Annotated in this window: 20 protein-coding genes; 4 read left to right on the top strand and 16 right to left on the bottom strand. The window is 45.2% G+C overall.

Going from position 1 to position 22,667, the window contains the following annotated elements:
• Nucleotides 1-6 precede the first annotated feature (6 nt).
• The 3 genes from sdhA to sdhC are packed head-to-tail and all read right to left on the bottom strand — an operon-like array spanning nt 7 to nt 2,501.
• Nucleotides 7-1,779, bottom strand: coding sequence for a succinate dehydrogenase flavoprotein subunit (gene sdhA, locus EBI00_RS08700; protein ID WP_123095544.1), 1,773 nt, complete (start codon nt 1,777-1,779; stop codon nt 7-9).
• A gap of 3 nt (nt 1,780-1,782) precedes the next feature.
• On the bottom strand, nt 1,783-2,130 hold the full coding sequence (gene sdhD, locus EBI00_RS08695; RefSeq protein WP_123095543.1) for a succinate dehydrogenase, hydrophobic membrane anchor protein: 348 nt from the start codon (nt 2,128-2,130) through the stop codon (nt 1,783-1,785).
• Nucleotides 2,124-2,501: a succinate dehydrogenase, cytochrome b556 subunit gene (gene sdhC, locus EBI00_RS08690; RefSeq protein ID WP_123095542.1), complete on the bottom strand. Its 378-nt coding sequence runs from the start codon at nt 2,499-2,501 to the stop codon at nt 2,124-2,126. Before sdhC ends, sdhD begins: the two co-directional genes overlap by 7 nt.
• A gap of 569 nt (nt 2,502-3,070) precedes the next feature.
• Between sdhC and gltA the strand changes: the two genes are divergently transcribed.
• Nucleotides 3,071-4,354 carry a citrate synthase gene (gene gltA, locus EBI00_RS08685; RefSeq protein WP_123095541.1) on the top strand — a complete coding sequence of 428 codons (1,284 nt, stop codon included), beginning with the start codon at nt 3,071-3,073 and terminating at the stop codon, nt 4,352-4,354.
• A 73-nt stretch (nt 4,355-4,427) separates the two neighbouring features.
• Here gltA and EBI00_RS08680 read toward each other — a convergent pair whose 3' ends face one another.
• Both EBI00_RS08680 and EBI00_RS08675 read right to left on the bottom strand, forming a co-directional pair.
• Nucleotides 4,428-4,652 carry a hypothetical protein gene (locus EBI00_RS08680; protein WP_123095540.1) on the bottom strand — a complete coding sequence of 75 codons (225 nt, stop codon included), beginning with the start codon at nt 4,650-4,652 and terminating at the stop codon, nt 4,428-4,430.
• Nucleotides 4,653-5,738 (bottom strand): DUF2066 domain-containing protein, encoded by a 1,086-nt coding sequence (locus EBI00_RS08675; RefSeq protein WP_123095539.1) that lies wholly within the window; start codon nt 5,736-5,738, stop codon nt 4,653-4,655.
• Between the two features lie 115 nt (nt 5,739-5,853).
• Between EBI00_RS08675 and purM the strand changes: the two genes are divergently transcribed.
• Genes purM through EBI00_RS08660 form a run of 3 tightly spaced genes read left to right on the top strand, consistent with a single transcriptional unit; the run spans nt 5,854 to nt 8,298 of the window.
• The gene (gene purM / locus EBI00_RS08670) at nt 5,854-6,912 is read left to right on the top strand and encodes a phosphoribosylformylglycinamidine cyclo-ligase (RefSeq protein ID WP_123095538.1); all 1,059 of its coding nucleotides are present in this window, start codon (nt 5,854-5,856) and stop codon (nt 6,910-6,912) included.
• Nucleotides 6,909-7,562, top strand: coding sequence for a phosphoribosylglycinamide formyltransferase (gene purN, locus EBI00_RS08665; protein ID WP_123095537.1), 654 nt, complete (start codon nt 6,909-6,911; stop codon nt 7,560-7,562). Before purM ends, purN begins: the two co-directional genes overlap by 4 nt.
• A 13-nt stretch (nt 7,563-7,575) precedes the next feature.
• Nucleotides 7,576-8,298: a DUF3108 domain-containing protein gene (locus EBI00_RS08660; protein ID WP_123095536.1), complete on the top strand. Its 723-nt coding sequence runs from the start codon at nt 7,576-7,578 to the stop codon at nt 8,296-8,298.
• Nucleotides 8,299-8,307: 9 nt separating this feature from the next.
• Here the strand turns inward: EBI00_RS08660 and EBI00_RS08655 are convergent, their stop codons facing one another.
• From EBI00_RS08655 to EBI00_RS08605, 11 genes are all read right to left on the bottom strand, one after another.
• Nucleotides 8,308-8,883, bottom strand: coding sequence for a molybdenum cofactor guanylyltransferase (locus tag EBI00_RS08655; RefSeq protein ID WP_123095535.1), 576 nt, complete (start codon nt 8,881-8,883; stop codon nt 8,308-8,310).
• An 11-nt stretch (nt 8,884-8,894) separates the two neighbouring features.
• Complete coding sequence (locus EBI00_RS08650) at nt 8,895-9,908, bottom strand: glycosyl transferase family protein (protein WP_123095534.1); 1,014 nt, start codon at nt 9,906-9,908, stop codon at nt 8,895-8,897.
• A complete protein-coding gene (locus tag EBI00_RS08645) occupies nt 9,905-12,604 on the bottom strand; it encodes a nitrate reductase (RefSeq protein ID WP_123095533.1) in 2,700 nt (899 codons plus the stop codon). Before EBI00_RS08645 ends, EBI00_RS08650 begins: the two co-directional genes overlap by 4 nt.
• Nucleotides 12,605-12,904: 300 nt before the next feature.
• Nucleotides 12,905-13,240 carry a nitrite reductase small subunit NirD gene (gene nirD, locus EBI00_RS08640; protein WP_123095532.1) on the bottom strand — a complete coding sequence of 112 codons (336 nt, stop codon included), beginning with the start codon at nt 13,238-13,240 and terminating at the stop codon, nt 12,905-12,907.
• Nucleotides 13,241-13,244: 4 nt separating this feature from the next.
• Nucleotides 13,245-15,815, bottom strand: a complete 2,571-nt coding sequence (nirB, locus tag EBI00_RS08635) for a nitrite reductase large subunit NirB (protein WP_123095531.1) — start codon at nt 15,813-15,815, stop codon at nt 13,245-13,247.
• 83 nt (nt 15,816-15,898) lie between these two features.
• Nucleotides 15,899-17,164 carry an NAD(P)/FAD-dependent oxidoreductase gene (locus EBI00_RS08630; RefSeq protein ID WP_123095530.1) on the bottom strand — a complete coding sequence of 422 codons (1,266 nt, stop codon included), beginning with the start codon at nt 17,162-17,164 and terminating at the stop codon, nt 15,899-15,901.
• Nucleotides 17,157-18,005: an ABC transporter ATP-binding protein gene (locus EBI00_RS08625; protein ID WP_123095529.1), complete on the bottom strand. Its 849-nt coding sequence runs from the start codon at nt 18,003-18,005 to the stop codon at nt 17,157-17,159. The genes EBI00_RS08630 and EBI00_RS08625 overlap by 8 nt, the downstream gene beginning before the upstream one ends.
• A 42-nt stretch (nt 18,006-18,047) precedes the next feature.
• Nucleotides 18,048-19,016, bottom strand: coding sequence for an ABC transporter permease (locus EBI00_RS08620; protein ID WP_241556991.1), 969 nt, complete (start codon nt 19,014-19,016; stop codon nt 18,048-18,050).
• Between the two features lie 69 nt (nt 19,017-19,085).
• Nucleotides 19,086-20,510: a CmpA/NrtA family ABC transporter substrate-binding protein gene (locus EBI00_RS08615; RefSeq protein WP_174714912.1), complete on the bottom strand. Its 1,425-nt coding sequence runs from the start codon at nt 20,508-20,510 to the stop codon at nt 19,086-19,088.
• A gap of 342 nt (nt 20,511-20,852) precedes the next feature.
• Nucleotides 20,853-22,037 (bottom strand): CmpA/NrtA family ABC transporter substrate-binding protein, encoded by a 1,185-nt coding sequence (locus tag EBI00_RS08610; RefSeq protein ID WP_123095528.1) that lies wholly within the window; start codon nt 22,035-22,037, stop codon nt 20,853-20,855.
• The gene (locus tag EBI00_RS08605; protein WP_123095527.1) at nt 22,034-22,639 is read right to left on the bottom strand and encodes an ANTAR domain-containing response regulator; all 606 of its coding nucleotides are present in this window, start codon (nt 22,637-22,639) and stop codon (nt 22,034-22,036) included. The genes EBI00_RS08610 and EBI00_RS08605 overlap by 4 nt, the downstream gene beginning before the upstream one ends.
• Nucleotides 22,640-22,667: the final 28 nt, after the last annotated feature.

The following is a 22,667-nucleotide window of genomic DNA, read 5'->3' as shown; positions in this document are numbered from 1 at the left end:
ATCTCCTTAGTATGTACGAGCTTTGGGTGGGAAAGCTTCCATCGTTTTTGGCGCAAAATTCACGTCACGCTTGGTCACTTTCTTATCCGCTGGATGGAACAAAGAATGCTTCAACCAATTTTCATCGTCCCGCTCAGTAAAGTCATTACGGGCATGCGCACCGCGACTCTCTTTACGGAATTCAGCAGGAATGGCTGTTGCTTCTGCCACTTCTAATAGATTCTCTAACTCAAGCGCTTCAATTCGAGCCGTGTTAAATGCCATACTCTTATCAGCAAGATTAAGATTTTCAACGCGAGCACGAATTTCTTTAAGTTGAGCCAAGCCTTTCTGCATTGCCTCACCATCTCGGAACACACCGAAATAGAGTTGCATTACACGCTGAAGGTCAGCACGAACGGCGGCAACACTTTCACCACCCGTTGAATTATTAAGACGATTCAATCGAACCAAAGCTTGATCAATATTGGTATCATCAGCGTCTAACGAATCAAAACCTTCATCTAACGATTTTTTAACATGCAAACCCACCGCGCGCCCGAATACAACTAAGTCAAGCAGGGAGTTACCACCTAGGCGGTTAGCACCGTGTACAGATACACACGCCGCTTCACCACAGGCATAAAGACCATCAATAATGATATCTTCACCTGCTTCGTTTTGCTTAAGCGCTTGACCACCGATATTCGTAGGAATTCCGCCCATCATATAGTGACAAGTAGGTATAACCGGAATCGGCTCTTTCACTGGATCAACGTGCGCAAACGTACGAGAAAGCTCTAGAATACCTGGAAGACGCTTGTTCAACGTTTCTTCGCCCAAGTGATCCAATTTAAGCAATACGTGATCACCATCTGGACCACAACCACGACCCTCTAGAATTTCAAGGATCATAGAACGAGCCACAACGTCACGACCAGCAAGGTCTTTTGCATTCGGCGCATAACGCTCCATGAAACGCTCGCCATCTTTATTGATTAGGTATCCACCTTCACCGCGACAACCTTCCGTTACCAGCGTACCCGCACCATAAATACCTGTTGGGTGGAACTGCCACATTTCCATATCTTGCATCGGAAAACCAGCACGCAAAGCCATACCAACACCATCACCCGTGTTGATGTGAGCATTAGTCGTGGACTGATAAATACGACCTGCACCACCTGTCGCAATAACAGTTGCTTTCGCTTTTAGATAAACGGTCTCACCTGTCTCAACGCAAAGCGCAATAACACCAACAACCGCATCTTCTTTATTTTTCACCAAATCAACGGCATACCACTCATTGAAGAATGTGGTGCCACCTTTTAAGTTACCCTGATAAAGAGTGTGTAAAAGCGCGTGACCTGTACGGTCTGCCGCGGCACAAGTACGTGCAGCCTGTGTGCTGTCATTTGGGCCTTTAGATTGACCACCGAAAGGACGCTGATAAATACGACCCTGCTCAGTACGAGAAAAAGGTAGCCCCATGTGCTCAAGCTCGAAAACCGCTTGTGGTCCGACAGAACACATGTATTCGATAGCGTCTTGGTCACCAATGTAATCAGACCCTTTAACGGTGTCATACATGTGCCAGCGCCAATCGTCATTCGGATCGTCACTTGCAATCGCACAGGTAATACCACCCTGAGCAGACACAGTGTGCGAACGCGTTGGAAAAACTTTTGTAATACAAGCCGTGTTTAAACCAGACTCAGTCAATTGAAGCGCAGCACGCATACCAGCGCCACCGCCACCAATTACAATGGAATCAAAAGAAATAGTACGTATTTTTGCCATTACTTATAGCCCCCAAAGAACTTGAACGCCCCATACGACGTAAACAAACATCACAAAACCGCACAGAGACTGAAAGAAAAAACGTGCACCGGTTGCCTTGATATAGTCAGTTGAAATAGACCACAAACCAATCCAAGAATGCATACCAATGGATAAAAGCACCATCAAGCTAAACACTCGCATCCATGTCGCTTCAAACAAAGCGCTCCATTGCTCGTAAGTCAATTCAGGATTAACCAACAAATACCCAATGATAAAAACAGTGTAGAGAGACAATACAACCGCTGAAACACGCTGCATCATCCAATCGTAAAGGCCAGAACGACCAAAACTTGTAATCTGAGTTACCATATCCACACTCCTGCTAACACGATGAGAACGAAGGCAATCGCAAGGTTTGCAATGGCCGCTTTACGCCCACTTTCTAACTCTTCAAAATATCCCATATCCATAAACAAATGTTTTACACCTGCTACAAAATGGTAAAGAAGCGCAGAAACCACACCCCAAATGACAAACTTAACAAGAAAGTTCGTTTGGAATGCATTAACTACCGTATCAAATCCTTCTTGAGACTCTAAAGACAGATCAAACGCATAAAACAAGAAAGCTAACCCTACGAACAGGATAATTCCCGTGATGCGGTGAAGGATGGACACAATGGCCGTTACGGGCATTGATATTGTTGAAAGATCTAAGTTGACTGGTCTTTTTTTATTCACGACTTTTACACCATTATATTGATGGAATGGTCAATCACGACCCATTGTCTATACGCAATTACTTTGATGTTTGGATCAGAGCAATCTAACAGCGTCATAGGCCTGCTTTGAAAATCTCATCGATTTGCAAACAAATGTTTAAAAGCGACTCTCTTTTATACATTAGCACCAACAAATCAATGAAATCGTCCGGAGCGCAATTATAGACTAGCGAAAAATACTAAGACAAATAGACTGTACAGGCTGTTTTCAATGGTCACCATTCATCAAATGAATGTACCCATAAGCCGAAACAATAATGGTGCAAAATTACATAATTTACTTTCAGTGAAAATTTAAATAACCATTAAAAATCAATAAGATAATAAAAACACCTAAAGCTTTACTTTTTCATCAGGCCAATATTTTGTCAGTTAATTACATATTTTATCAACATGATGCAAATACCATGTAAGCGAACAAGATTGACTTTAGTAGCCCATAAACAGTATTTTTTCCGCACCTTCTGGGCCAGGTGGAGTCAACCTACGACGTCTAAGCCCCGAACCAGAGTACGAAGGAGACCATAAATGGCTGATAAAAAAGCACTACTTACAGTGGATGGGATCGATAAAACTATCGAACTTCCTGTTCTTTCCGGCACACTTGGCACAGACGTTATTGATGTCCGTAGCCTTGGTGCCAATGGCGTATTTACCTATGATCCTGGCTTTATGTCTACCGGTTCATGTGAATCCTCTATAACCTACATAGATGGTGACGCAGGGGTTTTGTTGCATCGTGGCTACCCAATTGCCCAACTTGCTGAACATTCAGATTACTTAGAAACCTGTTTTTTACTTTTGTATGGAGAGCTTCCTAGCGCAAAAGAAAAAGCAGAGTTTGAAAGAACCGTTGGCAAACACACAATGGTAAACCAATCGATGCATAAGTTCATCGAAGGTTTCCGCAATGACGCACATCCAATGGCTATTATGTGTGGTTTAGTTGGAGCACTGTCTGCTTTTTACCAAGATCACATGGATATCAATAATCCAAAACATCGCGAGATTGCGGCCTTTCGTTTGATCTCGAAAATGCCAACTTTAGCCTCTATCTGCTATAAATACTCAAAAGACCAGCCTGTTATGTATCCACGTAACGACCTGTCTTACGCGGAAAACTTCCTCTATATGATGTTTGCTACGCCATGCGAAGAATACAAGGTTAATCCTGTTTTCGCTAAAGCAATGGACCGAATTTTCATTCTTCATGCCGATCACGAGCAAAACGCGTCCACCTCTACGGTACGTCTAGCTGGATCTTCAGGAGCCAATCCATTTGCTTGTATCGCAGCGGGCATTGCAACGCTTTGGGGGCCTGCACACGGTGGTGCTAACGAAGCCGTTCTTACCATGTTAGAAGAGATTGGTGACGTTGAGCACATCGACAAATTCATCGCCAAAGCAAAAGATAAAAACGACCCTTTCCGCTTAATGGGCTTTGGTCATCGCGTCTATAAAAACTTTGACCCTCGCGCCAAAGTAATGCGTGAAACCTGTGATCAAGTACTGGCTGAATTAGGTCAATCTGATGATCCTTTACTGAAAATCGCTAAGCGACTTGAACAAATCGCGTTAGAAGACCCTTACTTTGTTGAGCGCAAGCTCTATCCAAACGTAGACTTCTATTCTGGCATCATTATGAAAGCGATTGGCATTCCAACCAGCATGTTTACGGTTATTTTTGCCATGTCTCGCACCATTGGATGGATTTCTCATTGGAATGAAATGATCAGTGGGCCATACAAAATCGGACGCCCTCGTCAGCTTTACGTTGGTAAACCAGAGCGAAATTATCCAACAGAGAAATAGTCCCGTGCTTTCGCAAAAAAAACCGCGCATCTGCGCGGTTTTTTTTTGCGAAGTGACGACTCGACTGAAAAGATTAATCTTCTTCTACTATTTCCGTAATAGTAGATTGTCCACACTTCTTACACTCCCCTTCAATCCAAACACGATCCTTGGTTTCAAATTCTTTGGGATTGATCATGCCTAAATCCATTTCCATACAATGATTGCACCAAGTTTGTGATAAAAAATCATGCTGCTCTTCAATAGATCTTGCTGAAAAATCTCGCTCTAAAATACTGTCACTGACTATGTCTGACATTTAGTTTACTCCACTGTACTGATACGATTTCACCCTGTTTGCATCAGGGTCTAAAGCATTAAGTGGCGCATCAATTAATAAATCGTTTAATGCAACACTGTTAAACAGTTTTTGTTGATCACCATCAATGGACACAGAAAACTCAACTTTATCGCCGTCTACTTTAACCAAAGTAACACCACGAACGACACCAATGCTTTCAAAATACGATTGCACTCTATCAAGAGAGGCAAAGCTTTTTATGCCAACAATCTGAATGCTCACTTGATTTGCCGACGCATCATTACGGACGGAAGCAAAACGAGAAGAAAACACTTTAGCCAAATGCACAGCCGCTTGATCGAGTAACGCCTCCATGGTGTCTCCACTCAATGAAAACCGCTCCGTCTGACCCTGTTGAAGCATGACCAACAAACTACCATCCACTTGACGTGCAAACCGACTTACCTTTAAAGCGGCCACAGCATCGGTTCGATAACGCTGACTTGCACGCGCTATGACATCTTCAAAAAAACCCCAAACATCAAACGTAGTTAGCGCGCTTTTGTCCGTATCATCAAGCAAGGGCGCGTAGATTGGCACACCCACTGACAGCGCCAATCGTGCAAAACCGTTAAGCACATCCGATGGGGCATTCGAGCCCGACAATTGTCTAACGCCATCCATATCGCTCACTAGCCAAACCAAAACAGACGGCCTATTCTCCCCCCAGACGGGGAGATTATTTTTAGACAAAAAACCGTCAATTGACTGTTGATAAAAGGAGACTCGTATCTGTTTGCCAGGCACAAGACCATTTTCTGAAGGCAACAACTCATTAAGTGATGCAACAGAATGCTCAGAAACCCAAGCCGAAGCCTGTGCCTTCGCTTGCCTCAACAAATCACCATTAATAGCATCTTTGTTGCCGGAAACCTTAATCAGCACTTCTTCTGCCGCCAAAGCAAACGCTTCGTTAAGCATTTGTGATTCAGACGCTCTGACGGGCAAATAAATTTCTGCACGATACAGACCTTCTACTGGGACGGCATACGCTGCCGGAATCAAAAGAATCCCCATTAATAATAAAAATATACGCAAATTCATAACCCTTCCTTCGTTTATTTGCCTATTCTACTGTCTTAATCGCAAAGAACCATAGCCCTAATGCGCCACTATGCTAAAATGCTGTTTTTTCTCGTACCATGATAAGGCATAGGCAATGACCAAGTCGGATAAACCATCGATTAGTTATAAAGACGCAGGCGTGGACATCAACGCTGGCAATCAACTTGTTGAACGCATTAAAGGCGTAAGCAAAAAAACTCGTCGCCCTGAAGTAATGGGTGGTCTGGGTGGATTTGGTGCCTTGACACGCCTTCCAACAAAATACAAAAAACCCATTCTTGTGTCCGGCACAGACGGTGTTGGCACAAAACTTCGTTTAGCCATGGATCTAAATCAACACAGCACCATAGGCATCGATCTAGTGGCTATGTGTGTCAACGACTTAGTCGTTGCTGGCGCAGAACCCTTGCTGTTTTTAGATTACTACGCAACTGGCAAACTTGACGTCGATGTTGCAGCGGACGTTGTTACTGGCATTGGTGAAGGTTGTTTACTAGCAGGTTGTGCTCTTGTGGGCGGCGAAACAGCCGAGATGCCTGGCATGTACCATGACGGAGATTACGATCTAGCGGGATTTTGTGTTGGCGTGGTCGAAGAAGACAGCATTATTGACGGTAGCAAGGTAAAAGCTGGCGATAAACTTATTGCCTTAGGCTCCTCTGGCCCTCATTCAAATGGCTACTCACTGATTCGCAAAATTCTTGAAGTCAGCAAGGCCGATCTAAATCAAAACATCGACGGTGTCGCATTGAAAGATGCACTCATGGAACCGACTCGCATTTATGTAAAATCCATTCTTACATTAATGGAATCCGTTTCTGTCAATGCTTTGGCTCACATCACCGGTGGCGGCTTGCTTGAGAACATTCCTCGCGTTCTTCCAGAAGACACTGCTGCTCGCATTGATGCGACGAGCTGGAAACGCCCTGCTGTGTTTGACTGGTTGCAAAAACAAGGAAATGTTGAGCAAGAAGAAATGTACCGTGTATTAAACTGCGGTGTCGGTATGGTACTTTCGATCGATGCAGAAAAAGCAGACGAAGCGCTTTCTATATTAAAAGCCGAAGGCGAAAATGCTTGGATCATTGGTGATGTTTGTGCACGCAACGGTGGAAAAGAGGTATTAATCTCCGATCTAGAGGCGCAGGCATGAGTTATCCGATCGTTGTCTTAATTTCTGGCAGCGGCAGCAACTTGCAAGCTTTGATTGATCAAAGCTTGCAAGGGCAACTCGATATAAACATCTGTGCAGTGATTAGCAACAAAGCTGAGGCTTATGGCCTAGAACGAGCTAAATTGGCAGGCATCCCGACTCACACACTCGACCATAAGTCATTTGCGAGTCGAGACGAATTTGATGCCGAGCTACAAACCATGATTGATCAGTATCAGCCGAAGTTGGTTGTTCTCGCTGGCTTTATGCGTATTTTGACTGAAACGTTTGCGAAACATTACGAAGGTAGAATGCTCAACATTCACCCATCGTTGCTTCCTAAATACAAAGGATTGAATACCCATCAGCGGGCGATTGATGCAGGCGAAAAAGAGCATGGTGTGTCTGTTCATTTTGTGAGTCCAGAGCTCGATGGTGGCGCAGTAATATTGCAAGCCAGTACAGCCATCGCAGAAGAAGACACAGCGGCTTCCTTGGCTAATAAAGTGCACTCTTTAGAGCATATTATTTATCCATTGGCCGTAAAATGGTTCAGTGAAAAACGGTTAACCTTCCACGATGGAAAGGCTTTTTTAAATGGGAGCGTTTTACCAGAAAATGGCGTTCTTTATGATCAAGCCCTAATGTAATGCAGGAGAAAGTATGAGGACTCGCAAAATCCCAGCGTGTTTAATGGTTCTTTTTATGAGTGCCCCCATGCTTTCTTTTTCCTCTACCAACACACAATCATCGTCTTTTTTAGCGCCTTACACGGCCGTTTACAGTACCGTTTGGAAAAAAGGTATCAGCCTAAAAGTTGAAGGCAAACAGACCTTATCAAGAAAAACAGATCACTTGTGGAAATTTGTATTTTCTGCTGACAGCTTGATTGCGTCTCTTGATGAGTCATCTACTTTTTATGTTGAAAATCAACAAATTATTCCAACCCAATACGAGTATAAAAGCACAGTTCTAGGAAAAAAAAGGGCTGCCACGTTGACATTTGACTGGGACAAAAAGCTTGTTCGAAATGATGTAAAAGACAAGCCATGGAACCTTTCTATTAACCCTACCACTTTAGATAAGCTGTCCATTCAATTACAGGTTCGATTGGATTTAAAACAAGGTAAAAACACATTTGACTACCAAATAGCGGACGGTGGCTATATTAAAAACTGGCAGTTCAAACGAGAAAAAATGGAAACTATCAATACCAAGCTTGGCCGAGTATCTGCGATTAAAATTATCCGCACCGACAACCTTGAAAAAGGCAAAAAAACCTCTTTTTGGTTTGTGCCAAAATTTGATTATCTATTGGTGAAATTAGAGCATCAAGAAGATGGAGAATCCTACCAGTTAGACATTGAGTCAATGAAGCAGTCTTAACTGAGTGAATTAAGCCAACTGCGAAGGTGTATTAACATTTAACAATTCTGTCCCGTTGTGCCATTCCACAGGCGAACAACCAAAAACTTCATAAAACGCCATAACACTGCGACGATTGTCATTCTCTAAAAACAGACTAAGCGCAGACAAAGTCTTCGATACTGGCAAAACAGCATGCAAAGGATGTATAGCATAGCCTTCTTGCAAATAATGTATCTTTGCGGGATCAACTTTAGCCGCCTCCATTAACGCCTCAAACGCGGCGCTGCTGACACAAGGCGTATCACATGGCGACACCAATAAATGCGACGTTTTTGCAAAGGTTAAACAAGCAAACAAGCCCGACAAAGGCCCTTTTCCTTTGCACCTTTCATCATCTTCGATAACCCTGAAGCCAAGATTTGCATAAGATTCAAGATTTCGATTGGCATTTACACATACCTCATCAACAACGCCCTGTAAGGCAAAAATAACCCTCAACACCATAGGTTTACCTTGGTACAACAACAGACCTTTGTCTTGACCCGACATTCTCTCTGCTTTGCCGCCCGCCAGCACCCCAGCAGAAAAGCTAATAGATGTCATGAAAACCTCTTTCATACTGAACAACCCAACCAAGCCTTATCACGCCAAGCCCAAATATCATCTGCCAACACCAAACATTCCTCATGAGAAGCCACACCATAAAGAAGTCCAGCCACCGACGCAATGGTTTGTCGTACCGCCTGCTCGCCAAAGGGATCAAGCTGGTTACCACACCAGTGATCGGTTAATCGTGACAGATCCAAATCATCTTTCAAACGCTTATGTTGTTTTTCTGCCTTCGGCCATGTTATCCAACTGGCAATGCCGTTTTGCCACTTGCCTAGCGTAACATCGCGTTCTGGGTTCACTTCTGCCTCCCCGTTACCGCCACGAAAAACCAACACAGAGGGATCACCTAATTGCTCACAAGCAGAAAGGTGTAGCTCGTCGTAGCCCCGATGAAAAACACCATGAACACTGTGATCGGCAAAAAATGGATTCATCATTCGCACCACAGTATTCACCGGTGAGCGCAAGCCCAACACGTATTTAAGGTCCATCATATCACCCAACATAGTGTCGACTTTTGCCAGTGGCAGATAAGCAAAATGACTTTTTATAAGCGCTTGCCTTGCCTGCTCAATGGATTGACATACAGGTAATCCTAATTGGCTGATCACACTCTCTACATATAAGCGATCTTCACCCTCAAACGTATGCCCATGCATGACAATATTCACACCGGTATTCGCCAAAGCAATCGCCGCCAGCAAAAACCAAGGCAATTCATTGCGTTTGCCTGCGTAGGCAGGCCAATCCAAATCCACCTTAGTTCCTAATGGTTCTTTTTTGGATAAATAGTCTCGAGTCGCTTTGGTAAAACCAACCGTTTCTTCTACCGTCTCTTCTCGTATTCGAATCAGCATCCAAAAAGCCCCAGATTGCTCAGGTGCTACCTGACCAGACAACATCAACCCCATAGCATGCTCAGCTTCTGCCACGGTTAAACTGCGCGCGCCTTTCTTGCCACGACCTAAGATTTTTACGTATTGCGTAAAATCATTGCCTATTGCTCTGTCAGTCATGCTGATAACTCCGTTACAGTAGGAAGAAAGCGTTTTAATTCAGGAAGGCAAGATCCACAATTGGTACCGCATTTTAATTTGGCGCCTAATCCATCGACAGAGCTAATGCCGTTAACAATCGCTTTTTCTATCTGTTTACTGCCGACTTGATAACAGGAGCACACAATGTCTCCCTTTTCTTCGATATTAGCGGGCATTCCTACCAAAATGGCCAGACGATCTTGTGCTGACAAAGGCGTGTTCATTGTCAATGTAGAGAGTAACCAATCGGCCATGACAGAGTCAGGCTGAGGATGCAAATACATCAGCAGGGTAAGCGTTTGATTCACCAGCTTTGCCAACCGAATTTGCTGTGTAATCGGGTTGGAATACTCCAGCCATTGCGTTTTTCCTACTTTGCCATGGGGGTGCTCTGTATCCATCGCCCTCAAAGAAGCTTGAGTTTGCCGGTTGGGCCAGACCACTTCGTAATGATAACCTTGCGTTGATGGCACTTGGCACCAATACAAGCAGTCGGCTAAGACAAGTGGCGTCGCCGAAATGATCATGCCATAGCAAATATCACTTACCGCTTCGAGCTGCACTTGAGCATGTTTCGATTCTGGCTGTCCTGACAAGGGGTCGACCACCTGCGGGATAAGATTCGATACCACAGACGCGTTGGCAAATTGTTGCGTCCAGTGAATAGCCACAAACACATTGCCAGGCGCAACCGCTCGACTCAGCTTAGCTTTTAGTAACACCTCTCCATAGGGCGACGTAAGGCGCACTAAAGACTTGTCCTGAATACCCAAGCGTTTGGCTTCTCTCGGGTGAATTTCCACATAGGGTTGTGCCGTATGTTTAGCCAAGGACGCCGCATCACCCGTTCTTGTCATGGTGTGCCATTGATCGCGCACGCGTCCAGTATTTAAGGTAAAAGGCCATTCTTGTGAAGCTTGAACCTTTGGCAAGCTTGGTACAATTGCCACAAACCTTGCTCGGCCGTCGGGGGTAAAAAACCGCTTATCTTCAAACATTCGCTTGGTGCCTTGTGGACGACCTTCTGGTACGGGCCACTGCACTGGAACCAAAGCATCGTATTCGGCCTTAGTTATACGACTGAAATGTCCAATATCGAAATCCCGTTTGCCCTCATTTTCAAACGCTGATAAAGCCGCATGCTCGGCAAAGATGTCATGGGCGCCTTGGTAAGAAAACGCTGCTTGAAAGCCCAGACTTTTTGCCACTTCACAGATTGCCCACCAATCATGCTTAGCGTCTCCGGGAGCCGATAATAAACCCCGTTGACGAGAAATGCGGCGCTCCGAATTCGTCACTGTACCGTCTTTTTCACTCCAACCTGTCGCGGGAAACAACACATCCGCCATGGCCGTTGTGTCGGTATGGGCTTTACAGTCACTGACAATCACCAGCTCACATTTTTCCAGTGCACGTCGAACTTGAGCCGTGTCAGGCAAACTCACCATGGGATTGGTCGACATAATCCACACCACTTTGACTTTACCTTTCTCCATGGCCTGAAATAGATCGACGGCTTTTAAGCCATTTTCTGTGGCCATGTTGGGCGCTTGCCAAAAACGCTGTACTAAATCCTGAGCGCCTGGTGTGGCAAAATCCATATGAGCAGCCAACTGATTCGCCAAACCGCCCACTTCTCTCCCTCCCATGGCATTCGGCTGACCGGTAATCGAGAAAGGTCCAGCGCCTTGTTTGCCAATACGACCCGTCGCCAAATGACAATTAATAATCGCGTTGCATTTGTCCACGCCCGACGACGACTGATTGACGCCTTGGGAATAAAATGTCACCGTCTTAGGGGTATCTCGCCACCAGCCAAACAAACTTGTTAAACTTTGCTCACTAATCCCACAGAAATTAGCGGTAAAAGAAACACATGGTGTCGATTCATTCGCTTGCGCCAAAGCACTAGCAAATCCGTTGGTGTGACTCGCAATAAAGTCATGATCTAGAATGCCAGCTTGGGCGGAATCGCTTAATAAAAAGGAAAAAATCGCCGCGTCACTGCCCGGCTTAATCGCCAAATGCAAATCCGCAATATCACAGGTCGCAGTTTCTCGTGGATCAATCACCACCACCCTCATACTGGGTCGTTGTTTTTTCGCTGCGACTATTCGTTGATATAAAATGGGGTGAGTCCACGCCGCATTCGACCCAACCATAATCAATAAATCACAGCATTCTAGATCTTCATAATTGCAAGGCACGGTATCTGAACCAAAAGCACGCTTATAACCAACCACCGCGGACGCCATGCACAAACGGGAGTTGGTATCGACGTTGGCCGTACCAATGAAACCTTTAGCAAGCTTATTCGCCACATAATAATCTTCCGTGAGAATCTGACCTGAAAGATAAAACGCAAAAGCATCAGGGCCATGATCTTTTACGACTTGAGCAATTTTTGTGCTCACTGCATCAATGGCGGATTGCCAAGTAACTGGCTGACCATCAACCATAGGCGTTAATAAGCGATCATCCGATTGAATGGTTTGCGCAAGACTGCTGCCTTTCACACACAAACGACCAAAATTAGCAGGATGATCCACATCACCGGAAACCGATGGCACTCCTTCATTTTCTGATTGCGCATCGATTAAATTGACACCACAGCCAACACCACAATATGGACAGGTCGTTTTCACACTCATTGATGTTCTATTTGCTACTGACATAGACCCTCTTTATTCTTAGTCACACTTTTTTAAGCAAAAAAAAGCCCAATCACTTTTTTAAGAAAGTGATTGGGCTTCGTTGCCTTTTGTAATATCTGTATGCTTTATGGGTAAGCCATCGTCGGTTTACGGTGCATCAGTAATATTAATAGAGCAATAAATAAGCCAACTTTAAAAAATGCTAATCAAACACATAAAACCTTATTTTTAGCTCTTGGCTGTTTCCCACCCAATGAAGCACTATGTTTTCAAACGCCCAAATAGCCCTTAAACAGTGCAATGACACGAAACCATGCACCGTTATAAATGGGCAGCGATAAACACATCACTACCCTCTAGTTTGGCCTGCCAATGAGGTATCTTGATATCTTCTTCAAGACATTGACCTGAGGCCAGTACAAAATGTTGTTTGTACAAAGGACTTGCCACTACCCATTGCTCCTGCAGATGAGCGACCAAGCCACGCGATAACACATTCGCCTTACCTATCGGATCCCAATTACTAATAGCAAATACTTTTTGCTCTGATTCAGGAACATAAAAAATGGCCACCTGTTCGCCACTGACCATAGCGGCTACCCCAGCGCCTTCCACCAAATCTTCTTGCTTACAAATCAATGTCCATGGCGTCGTCATTGTATTAGCCCACCTTAGCAATTAATTGCTGTTTTTCTGATTCCGTTGCTGGACGCATTTGGTTACGCTCTTCAACAAATACCACATTACTGTCGCTTCCCTCATAGTTAACAAACTGACGAAAGGTTTTAAGTGCTTCTGGATCTTGCAGAGTCGTTTTCCATTCGCATTGGAAAGTATCGACGACATGTTGCATACGCGCTTCCAGTTCAGCACACAATCCTAACTTGTCGTCAATCACGACCTCTTTAAGATAATCTAAACCACCTTCTAAACCGTCCATCCAGACAGAAGTACGTTGTAATCGATCTGCGGTTTTGGTGTAAAACATCAATACGCGGTCAATGTATTTCACCAAGGTTTCATCATCCAAATCTTTGGCAAACAAATCACCGTGGCGTGGCTTCATACCACCGTTACCGCATACGTATAAATTCCAACCCCCTTCCGTTGCGATCACACCGATGTCTTTACTCTGAGCTTCGGCGCATTCTCGTGTACAGCCAGACACGGCAAATTTAATTTTATGAGGCGAACGCAACCCCTTGTAGCGGTTCTCTAGTTCGATTGCCATTTTCATGCTGTCATTAACCCCATAGCGACACCAAGTGCTACCGACACAGGATTTCACCGTTCGCAAGGATTTACCGTAGGCTTGGCCTGTTTCAAATCCTGCCGCGATTAATTTCTCCCAAATTTCGGGCAATTGCGACAAGGTCGCACCAAATAAATCAATCCGCTGACCACCAGTTACTTTGGTATACAAGCCGTATTCTTTTGCCACTTGCCCCAAAACGATCAATCTATCAGGCGTTATTTCCCCACCAGGAATGCGCGGCACGATGGAATAAGTGCCGTCTTTTTGCATATTGGCCAGAAAGCGATCATTGGTATCTTGCAAGCTGATGTGTTCTTTTTTCAGTACATAGTCATTCCAGACACTGGCTAAAATTGATCCAACCGCGGGCTTGCAAATCTCACAACCATGACCTTTGCCATGCGTTTTTAATAGCTCGTTAAAGGTTTTAATTTCGCCAATTTTCACCAAGTTGTATAAATCTTGGCGCGTATAAGCAAAGTGCTCACAAAGGTCGGTACTCACTTCCACACCCAATGCCAACAGCGCATTGTCGACGACTTTTTTCAATAGAGCTGCACAGCCACCACAACCCGTTGCGGCTTTGGTGACGCCTTTCACATCACCGACGGACAAAGCGCCATTGCACACCGCGTCGCTGATATCTTGTTTAGAAACATTATGACAACTACAAATCGATGCGGTCGCTGGCAAGGCATCTACGCCTAAGCCAACGGGCGCACCCTCCATCGCAGGTAAAATAAGCGCTTGCGCTTGCTCAGGCAAATCAATGGCATTGAGGTAATATTGCAGTAGGGTGTCGTAATAACTGTTATCCCCCACCAAGACAGCACCTAATAGCTTTTTACCGTCTTCAGAGACCACCATTTTTCGATAGCTTTGGCTGATTTCATCTTGATATACAAAGACTTTACAGCCTTGAGATTGAGCATGAGCATCGCCAACAGAACCCACATCGCAACCCAAAAGCTTCAATTTGGTACTCATGTCTGCGCCAGTGAAAGTCACGCCAGCCAACCCTAAAAAGTCCGTCAACAAATGCCCAGCGGCAGATTTTGCCATGGCATAACCCGGTGCCACCAAACCAAAAATACGATTATTCCACAGCGCACACTCACCAATAGCATAAATATCGTCATCACTGGTTTGACAATGATTGTTCACACTGATACCGCCACGCTCACCCACGGTTAAACCAGACTGATGCGCCAGAGCATCCTGTGGTCGAATACCCGCAGAAAATAAAATTAGGTCGGTTTCTAGATGAGAGCCATCGGCAAAGTTCATGCGATGGAACGCGCTCTCACCATCGACAATGTCTTTCGTTGCCGTATCTGTGTAGACCTTCACGCCTAAGCCTTCGATCATTTCTTTGAGAACCGCACCACCCTTTTCGTCTAATTGAACCGGCATTAAGCGCGGTGCGAATTCCACCACACTGGTTTCCAAGCCAAGATTTTTTAGCGCATTAGCGGCTTCTAAACCCAGTAATCCACCACCGACCACCGTGCCTCGTGTGACTTGTTTAGCACAAGTTCTGATGGCATCTAGATCATCCAAGGTACGATAAACAAAAGTGTTATCACGCTTATGACCCGGAATAGGCGGCACGAAGGGATAAGACCCCGTCGCCAGGACCAGCTTGTCATAGGCCAATGACTCACCATTTTGGAGCATCACCTGCTTAGCGCCTCGATCAATTTTGATCACCAAGCAGCCAGTAAAGTAACGCACACCATGCGTGTCGTATAAAGAACCATCTGTCATGGCTAAATCCGCGGCACCTTTGCCAGTGAAGTATTCACTTAGATGCACACGATCATAGGCTAAATATGGCTCTTCACCAAACACGCTAATATGAAAAGCATCATGGCCACCCTGAGCGATCATCTGCTCAACAAAATGGTGGCCGACCATGCCATTACCAATGACGATGATATGCGGTTTTGTGGTCAGAAAAGACACGGTTGACGTCATTATATTCCCCTTGCTGTAACCCTTATTGAAACTCTTGTTTTGGTAACATGCCTAACGGCTATCACTATCTAAAACGACTTGCATCAGGCCACTTTGGCGCGACAATACGCTTCGCCAAACACCAGTAAGTCAAGCACATCAGAGACATTGGTTTTGTTTTGAATTAACTGGAAATACCAGCTTCCATCGGCGACGTTGCCATAAAGAATAGCGCCAACCAGTAAGCCATCGTTGACCACCAGTTTGCGATAATGATGTGCGCCCACATCTTTGAAAAAAATACAGCTATCCTCATCTGAGGGCTGAATCCTTCCCACGGAGAAAAGATGAACGCCTGACACTTTCAACTTGGTCGGCGTAGGCTCTATAGCAAATGCGGCTTTCTCACCCACCAAGACCTTCATCAAAACGTTAATTTGTGTCCAAATCGGTGCCACCAAACCAAAGGTCTGATGCTCAAACTCACAACATTCGCCTAAAGCATATACGTCGGGATGAGAGGTTTGCATTTGCCCATCAACTACAATAGCCCGGTTCGTTGCCAATCCGGCGGCTTTGCCTAAAGTGATTTCAGGAGAAATTCCGGCCGCCATAACGATCAAATTAACCGCTAACTGTTCACCATTTTGACAAACCACATGGGACACTCGACCGTCATCCGCTTGCGCAAAGGACTCAGGTGACTCACCAAGGCGAAACGCAATACCCATTTGCTCAAGTCTTGTCTGCAACAGGCTCGCGGATTCTTCATCCAACTGACGATTTAGCAAGTATTGAGCGCGATGAAAGACCACAACCTTGTGCCCGCGTTTCACCAAACCGACTGCTGCCTCTAAGCCCAATAAGCCACCACCTATCACACAAATAGATTGACTGCCTGTCAGCTGTGTCATGTCATCCACATCCTGCCAAGTTCGAAAGCCCATTACATTGGAAGCAGAGGCCCCTTTAATTGGCAATAGACTTGCCCGAGACCCCGTCGCTAATACCAATTGATCATAGGCAATTGCCTGCCCGCTCGATAAATGCAGCGTTTTCGCTTCTAAATCCAAGCTCAGCACAGGATCACTTGAGAGAATCTGAACCCCGTCCGCTTGCATTTTTTGCGTATCAACTAATGCCATATCGGCGTGAGAAATCTCCTTCGCCAATAAAGAAGACAACATGATTCGGTTATAACCAACGTGAGGCTCTTCTCCAATCAAGGTGATCTGGTAAAGATGTCCACACGCTTGTTGTAAGTCATGTGCCAATTTACTGCCAGCCATGCCAGCACCAACAATGACGAGACGACGCTTATCCACCTGATTCACTGGGCCTCTCTGCGACTGAGAGATAAGACTAGGCATTGGCAACCTTGGCGCTTGTGGCCATTTTTTTGCTCTTAGTTACTGCCTGAATAGGCTCTACTTTGCGCTGTTTCTCATACAAAAAGGTCAGAACTTGCTTTCGATAATCTATGTACTTTGGATCATTCGCCAAGGCCAAACGTTCTCGCGGGCGCTCAAGGTCAACTTGTAAAACCTCCCCAATTGTGGCGGCGGGACCATTAGTCATCATCACAATACGATCAGAAAGTAGTACGGCTTCGTCCACATCATGGGTGATCATAATCACGGTATTGTTTAAATCTTTTTGAATTTCCATCAACGAGTCTTGCAGATGGGCACGCGTCAAAGCATCCAAAGCGCCAAATGGCTCATCCATCAACAACACACTCGGCTCCATTGCCAAGGCTCTGGCAATGCCAACACGCTGCTTCATGCCACCTGATATTTCATCAGGACGTTTGTCCGCCGCATGAGTCATGTGCACCAACTCTAGGTTGTGCATGATCCAGTCATGCATTTCTTTTTTGGTTTTTGTTTTACGAAAAACCTGTTTCACCGCCAATTCCACATTCTGGTAAGCGGTTAACCAAGGCAGCAATGAATGGTTTTGAAACACCACCGCACGCTCTGGTCCCGGCCCCTTTACTTCGCGGCCATCCAGCAAAATTCCACCCTCTGTTGCGTCGTACAAACCAGCGACTATGTTAAGAACCGTCGATTTACCGCAGCCGGAATGACCGATGAGAGAGACAAACTCGCCTTTCTCAATTTTTAAACTGACATTATCCAGCGCTTTAAACGGCCCTTTTGGTGTCGGGAACTCAATCGAAATGTGACTGATGTCTAAATGTGTTGCCATGTTCTTTCTCCTTTTGACGTTTGTTGGGAAGTCCTGCCTGAATTAGCGAAGTACCTGCGTTTTATCCCATGAAACAAAGCGCTGAATCGTCAGCATGACTCTGTCTAACACATAGCCGATGAAACCAATCATCAACACCGCCACCATGATTCGACCTAGAGAATTCGAACTGCCATTCTGAAATTCATCCCAGACAAACTTCCCTAATCCTGGGTTTTGCGCCAACATTTCCGCCGCAATCAACACCATCCAAGCAATACCTAGAGACAAACGCAGACCAGTAAACATCAAGGGAATAGCGGACGGAATGACGATTTTCAGCACATGTGTCATCCAACCAAGGCGCAACACCTTAGATACATTAAGCAGATCCTTCTCAACAGCAGCCACACCCACTGCCGTGTTAATCAAGGTCGGCCACATACAACACAAGGTGACCGTAAACATTGAGGTCAAAAACGACTTAGAGAACATGGGATCATCGGACACATAACTGGCACTCACCACCATGGTCACCAAAGGCAACCATGCCAGTGGCGAAACAGGTTTAAACACTTGAATAACAGGATTTAAGGCACTGTAAACCGATCGGTTCAGGCCAATTAAAATCCCTAGCGGTATGGCGATTAAGCTGGCCAAGCCGAAGCCAGCCAAAACGGTATAGAGACTGGTAAATATTTGATCAAAGAACGTCGGCTTGCCCGTGTAATCCCTTAACGTTCCAACATAATTTGGGTCTTGGGCTTGTCGTTCTGCAATGCGCTCCTCTTGGCGTACGTAAAACTTCTCTTCTTTTAGTCGCTCATTTTGGTGTTCTGCTACCAAGCCGTTCCACTGCTCATAAACCACCACGGGACCTGGGAACTCACCTAGCGAAGTATGTACTCGACTCGCTCCGACTTGCCATAATGCAATAAACACTAGAATGCCAAAAATAGGCAACAGAATATCTTTAAAAGAAAAGGCGCTGATCTTATCTTTTAAAGAAGTCATGGTTACGTTTGGTATCATTATCTTTTTCTCACTGTATTTAGCCAATGAAGTGACTAGGTGACGCAGCCACTTCATTATCTATTGGGTTTAAAGTTGATCGTCGCCCTTTAAGCCGATGTTAAAACGTTTCAGATAGTCATTTGGATACTTACCGTCATACATAACACCGTCGATAAAATCGCTTTGCGGTGGCTTAAAGCCATCTTCACGATCAAAATCAGGAAACTCAGATGCCGTCATGATTCCATCTTCGATCAAAGCCCTCGCTGCTTGTGCATAAATATCTGGACGGTAAACCTCTTTGGCGATTTTCATAAACCATTCGTCTGATTTCGGCTCGGCAATTTGCCCCCAACGACGCATTTGTGTGAGATACCAAATGGCATCACTGTAGTAGGGATAAGTGGCGTGATGACGGAAGAAAACATTGAAGTCAGGGATGTCACGCTTATCGCCCTTTTCATACTCAAATGTGCCTGTCATGCTATTGGCAATGACATCGTAATCCGCACCAACATATTGGCTACGAGAGAGTATTTTGACGGCTTCTGGGCGGTTGGCGTTGTTGTTTTCATCCAGCCATTTCGCAGCCCGAATCATGGCTTTGACAACACGAATATGCGTGTTAGGATTTTGTTCCGCCCAATCACTGCTCACGCCGAACACTTTCTCAGGATTATTCTTCCAAATTTCATAATCCGTAATCACAGGCACACCAATACCTTTGAACACGGCCTGCTGATTCCACGGCTCACCAACGCTGTAACCTGATATAGTGCCCGCCTCCATGGTAGATGGCATTTGAGGTGGCGGTGTCACCGACAGCAAGACCTCTGCGTTTATGTAACCACTAGTGTCCCCTTTTGCTGGTGCATAATAACCTGGGTGAATACCACCAGCCGCCAGCCAATAACGTAACTCGTAATTATGTGTGGATACGGGAAACACCATCCCCATATTGAAAGGCTTGCCTTGTGACTTATAGCTATCGATGACCGGCTTTAACGCACTCGCACTGATCGGATGAATGGGTTTTCCATTGGCGGAATGAGCAATATTTTTCTTCATTTCATCCCACACAGAATTCGAAACTGTGATCGCATTACCATTCAAGTCCATACTAAGCGCAGTCACTATATGGGCCTTGGTGCCATACCCAATGGTGGCCCCCAAGGGTTGTCCCGCTAACATGTGTGCGCCATCAAGCTGCCCATCGATCACTCTGTCTAAGAGGACTTTCCAGTTTGCTTGTGCTTCCAACGTGACATACAAACCTTCGTCTTCGAAATAGCCTTTCTCATAAGCAATGGCCAATGGCGCCATGTCCGTCAATTTGATAAAACCAAATTTGAGCTCTTCTTTTTCTGCATAACCCAGCTCTGCGTAGGCAGTGCCAGATAAAAAAGCCGAAGCCACTATTATAGTAGAGCCCACTAGCTTAGAACGGCTGGCTCGTTGAGCCATTACAAAGGACGGCAGGGAAACTGCGGCTTTCAAAAATCTTAGTTTCATAATCACACTCCACTTAAAAACATTTTTTTAAAGTACAAAAACAAAAAAGGCGCTTGTGAATCACATAAATGTGTTCACAGGCGCCTTTGCCATTCAAGAAAAGCCCTACACTGGACTATCAATAATGTGGGTGACCATTAAGCATCGTTGCTCATGCCACCAAAATATTTTGCGTTTCTATATGAAGTTTTAGCACACACCGTGCCAATAAACTCAATATATTGATTTTATTGCGTTTTATTGTTTGTTAGAGCCATATCATAAAGTGTTGCTCACAAAAGAAGAGCTTTTTCTGCCCTGTTAACGAGCATAACGCACTAAAAAAGACAGACTCTCTTTGTTCTATTTAAACCCTTTCAAAATCCCTTCAGCATGCAAACCTATCTTTCCAGAGGCGACAGACTCTAGCCATGTGCGCTCTTCATTTGCAGATAAACGCCAGGCAATATGTTCTTCTTCGATCAAACCTAGTGCTTTGCAGTAAAGATCCTGTCGGTAGACCTGTTCCGCCACGTCATTTAGCGAAACCCGTGTATGCAATTGTTCCCAGCGATACATTTGCGCCATGATCCATAAAGCATAACTGGGTAAGGGTTTGTTAACGTCAACTCCAGAAAAACGCTGGTAAGCCTCCATTGGCCAGTCAAATTGACCTTTCGGCTTAACGGCACTAAACCCATACCTCAATTGTTCGACAGTGCAATTCAAATAATCGGGGTGACTTAATAGGTTTAGCAATTCAGGTTGATTATTCTCTTCATCCACCCAAATACAGGCTTTTTCTAACGCTCGGATAATAGCAAGATGGATGGCTTCATTTTGTTCTGCCCAAACCGTGTTCACACCAAACACTTTTTCCGGTGTACTGCCCCAGATTTCATAACCTGTCACCAACATATGGCCTACACCCTGCTCAACAGCCAAACTGTTCCATGGCTCCCCAACACAGTACCCATCAATGTCTCCCTTCTTTAAACTGTCGAGCATTTTTACAGGAGGAACCACAATAATTTGAACGTCTTTATCAGAGTCGATGCCGGCTCGACTCAACCAATCCCTTAATTGATAATTGTGGGACGAATATGGATACACAATAGCAAAGCGCAGAGGCGCCAGCTCAGAGGAGCGACGATCAATCAACCTTTTTAAAGCCACACCCGTACGGATGTCCGTAGATGAGTCTGCAAGATTCTGCAATTGTTGATATAAAGCATTACCAATGGTGATGCCGTTGCCATTATGACTGACCGTAAAACTCGTCTGCATGGCGGTTTTTATGGTGCCAATACCCAGACTGGCGGCAATCGGCATGGACGCCAACATATGGGCCCCATCTAATAAATTGAAAGTAACCTTGTCACGAATACTGGCCCAAGAAGCTTCTTTCGATAACTCAACGTTCACACCTTCATCAAGAAAAAACCCTTTTTCCTGAGCAATAACAAAAGGCGCACAGTCGATTAACGGAATAAAACCGATGCGGACAGGCACGGCGTTTTGAATGGTATTTGTCTCCACCTGACTCATTTTGATCCTCCCATCAATTCCATTACCGAGATAATATTGCGCGCTACGTCCGTCATTCGCTGACTGCGATCCATGGCTAATTTTCTCAGCGCTTGATAGGCTGCGGGTTCATCACATTGTTGATGTTTCATTATCAGCCCTTTTGCTTTGTCGATGAGCTTTCGGTCTTCAAGCTGGCTTTTTACCGACTCTAACTCTGACCTCAATGCCTGAAATTCGCGGAATCGAGCAATGGCAACTTGCAGCAACGCTTTCACGCTACCACTGTTCACACCATCGACTACATAAGCACTGACGCCTGCACGAATAGCGGCTTCTACGTGCCTTGAGTCATCTTCTTCAGCAAACATAACAATGGGACGAGGATTATCTTTGGTAAGCCGAGACATATTTTCCAACATATCACGGTCCGGAGATTCAATGTCAATAATGACCATATCAGGTTGGAATTCCGTTACCGCTTCCGTGAGGTTCTTCGCGTTTTCCAAACGTCTAATCACACGATAGCCACTGTCGATCATGGCTTGCTCTACGATGGCCGCTCGCGCTGGCTCATTATCGACAAGCATCACAGTCAGTTCTCTTGCAGGGGGTGCGGGCATGATGCATTCTCTTCAAAACATAGAATTA

The sequence above is a fragment of the Marinomonas hwangdonensis genome (genome assembly GCF_003721245.1).
GTDB lineage: Bacteria > Pseudomonadota > Gammaproteobacteria > Pseudomonadales > Marinomonadaceae > Marinomonas > Marinomonas hwangdonensis.
This window is presented reverse-complemented; position numbering and strand designations above follow the sequence as displayed.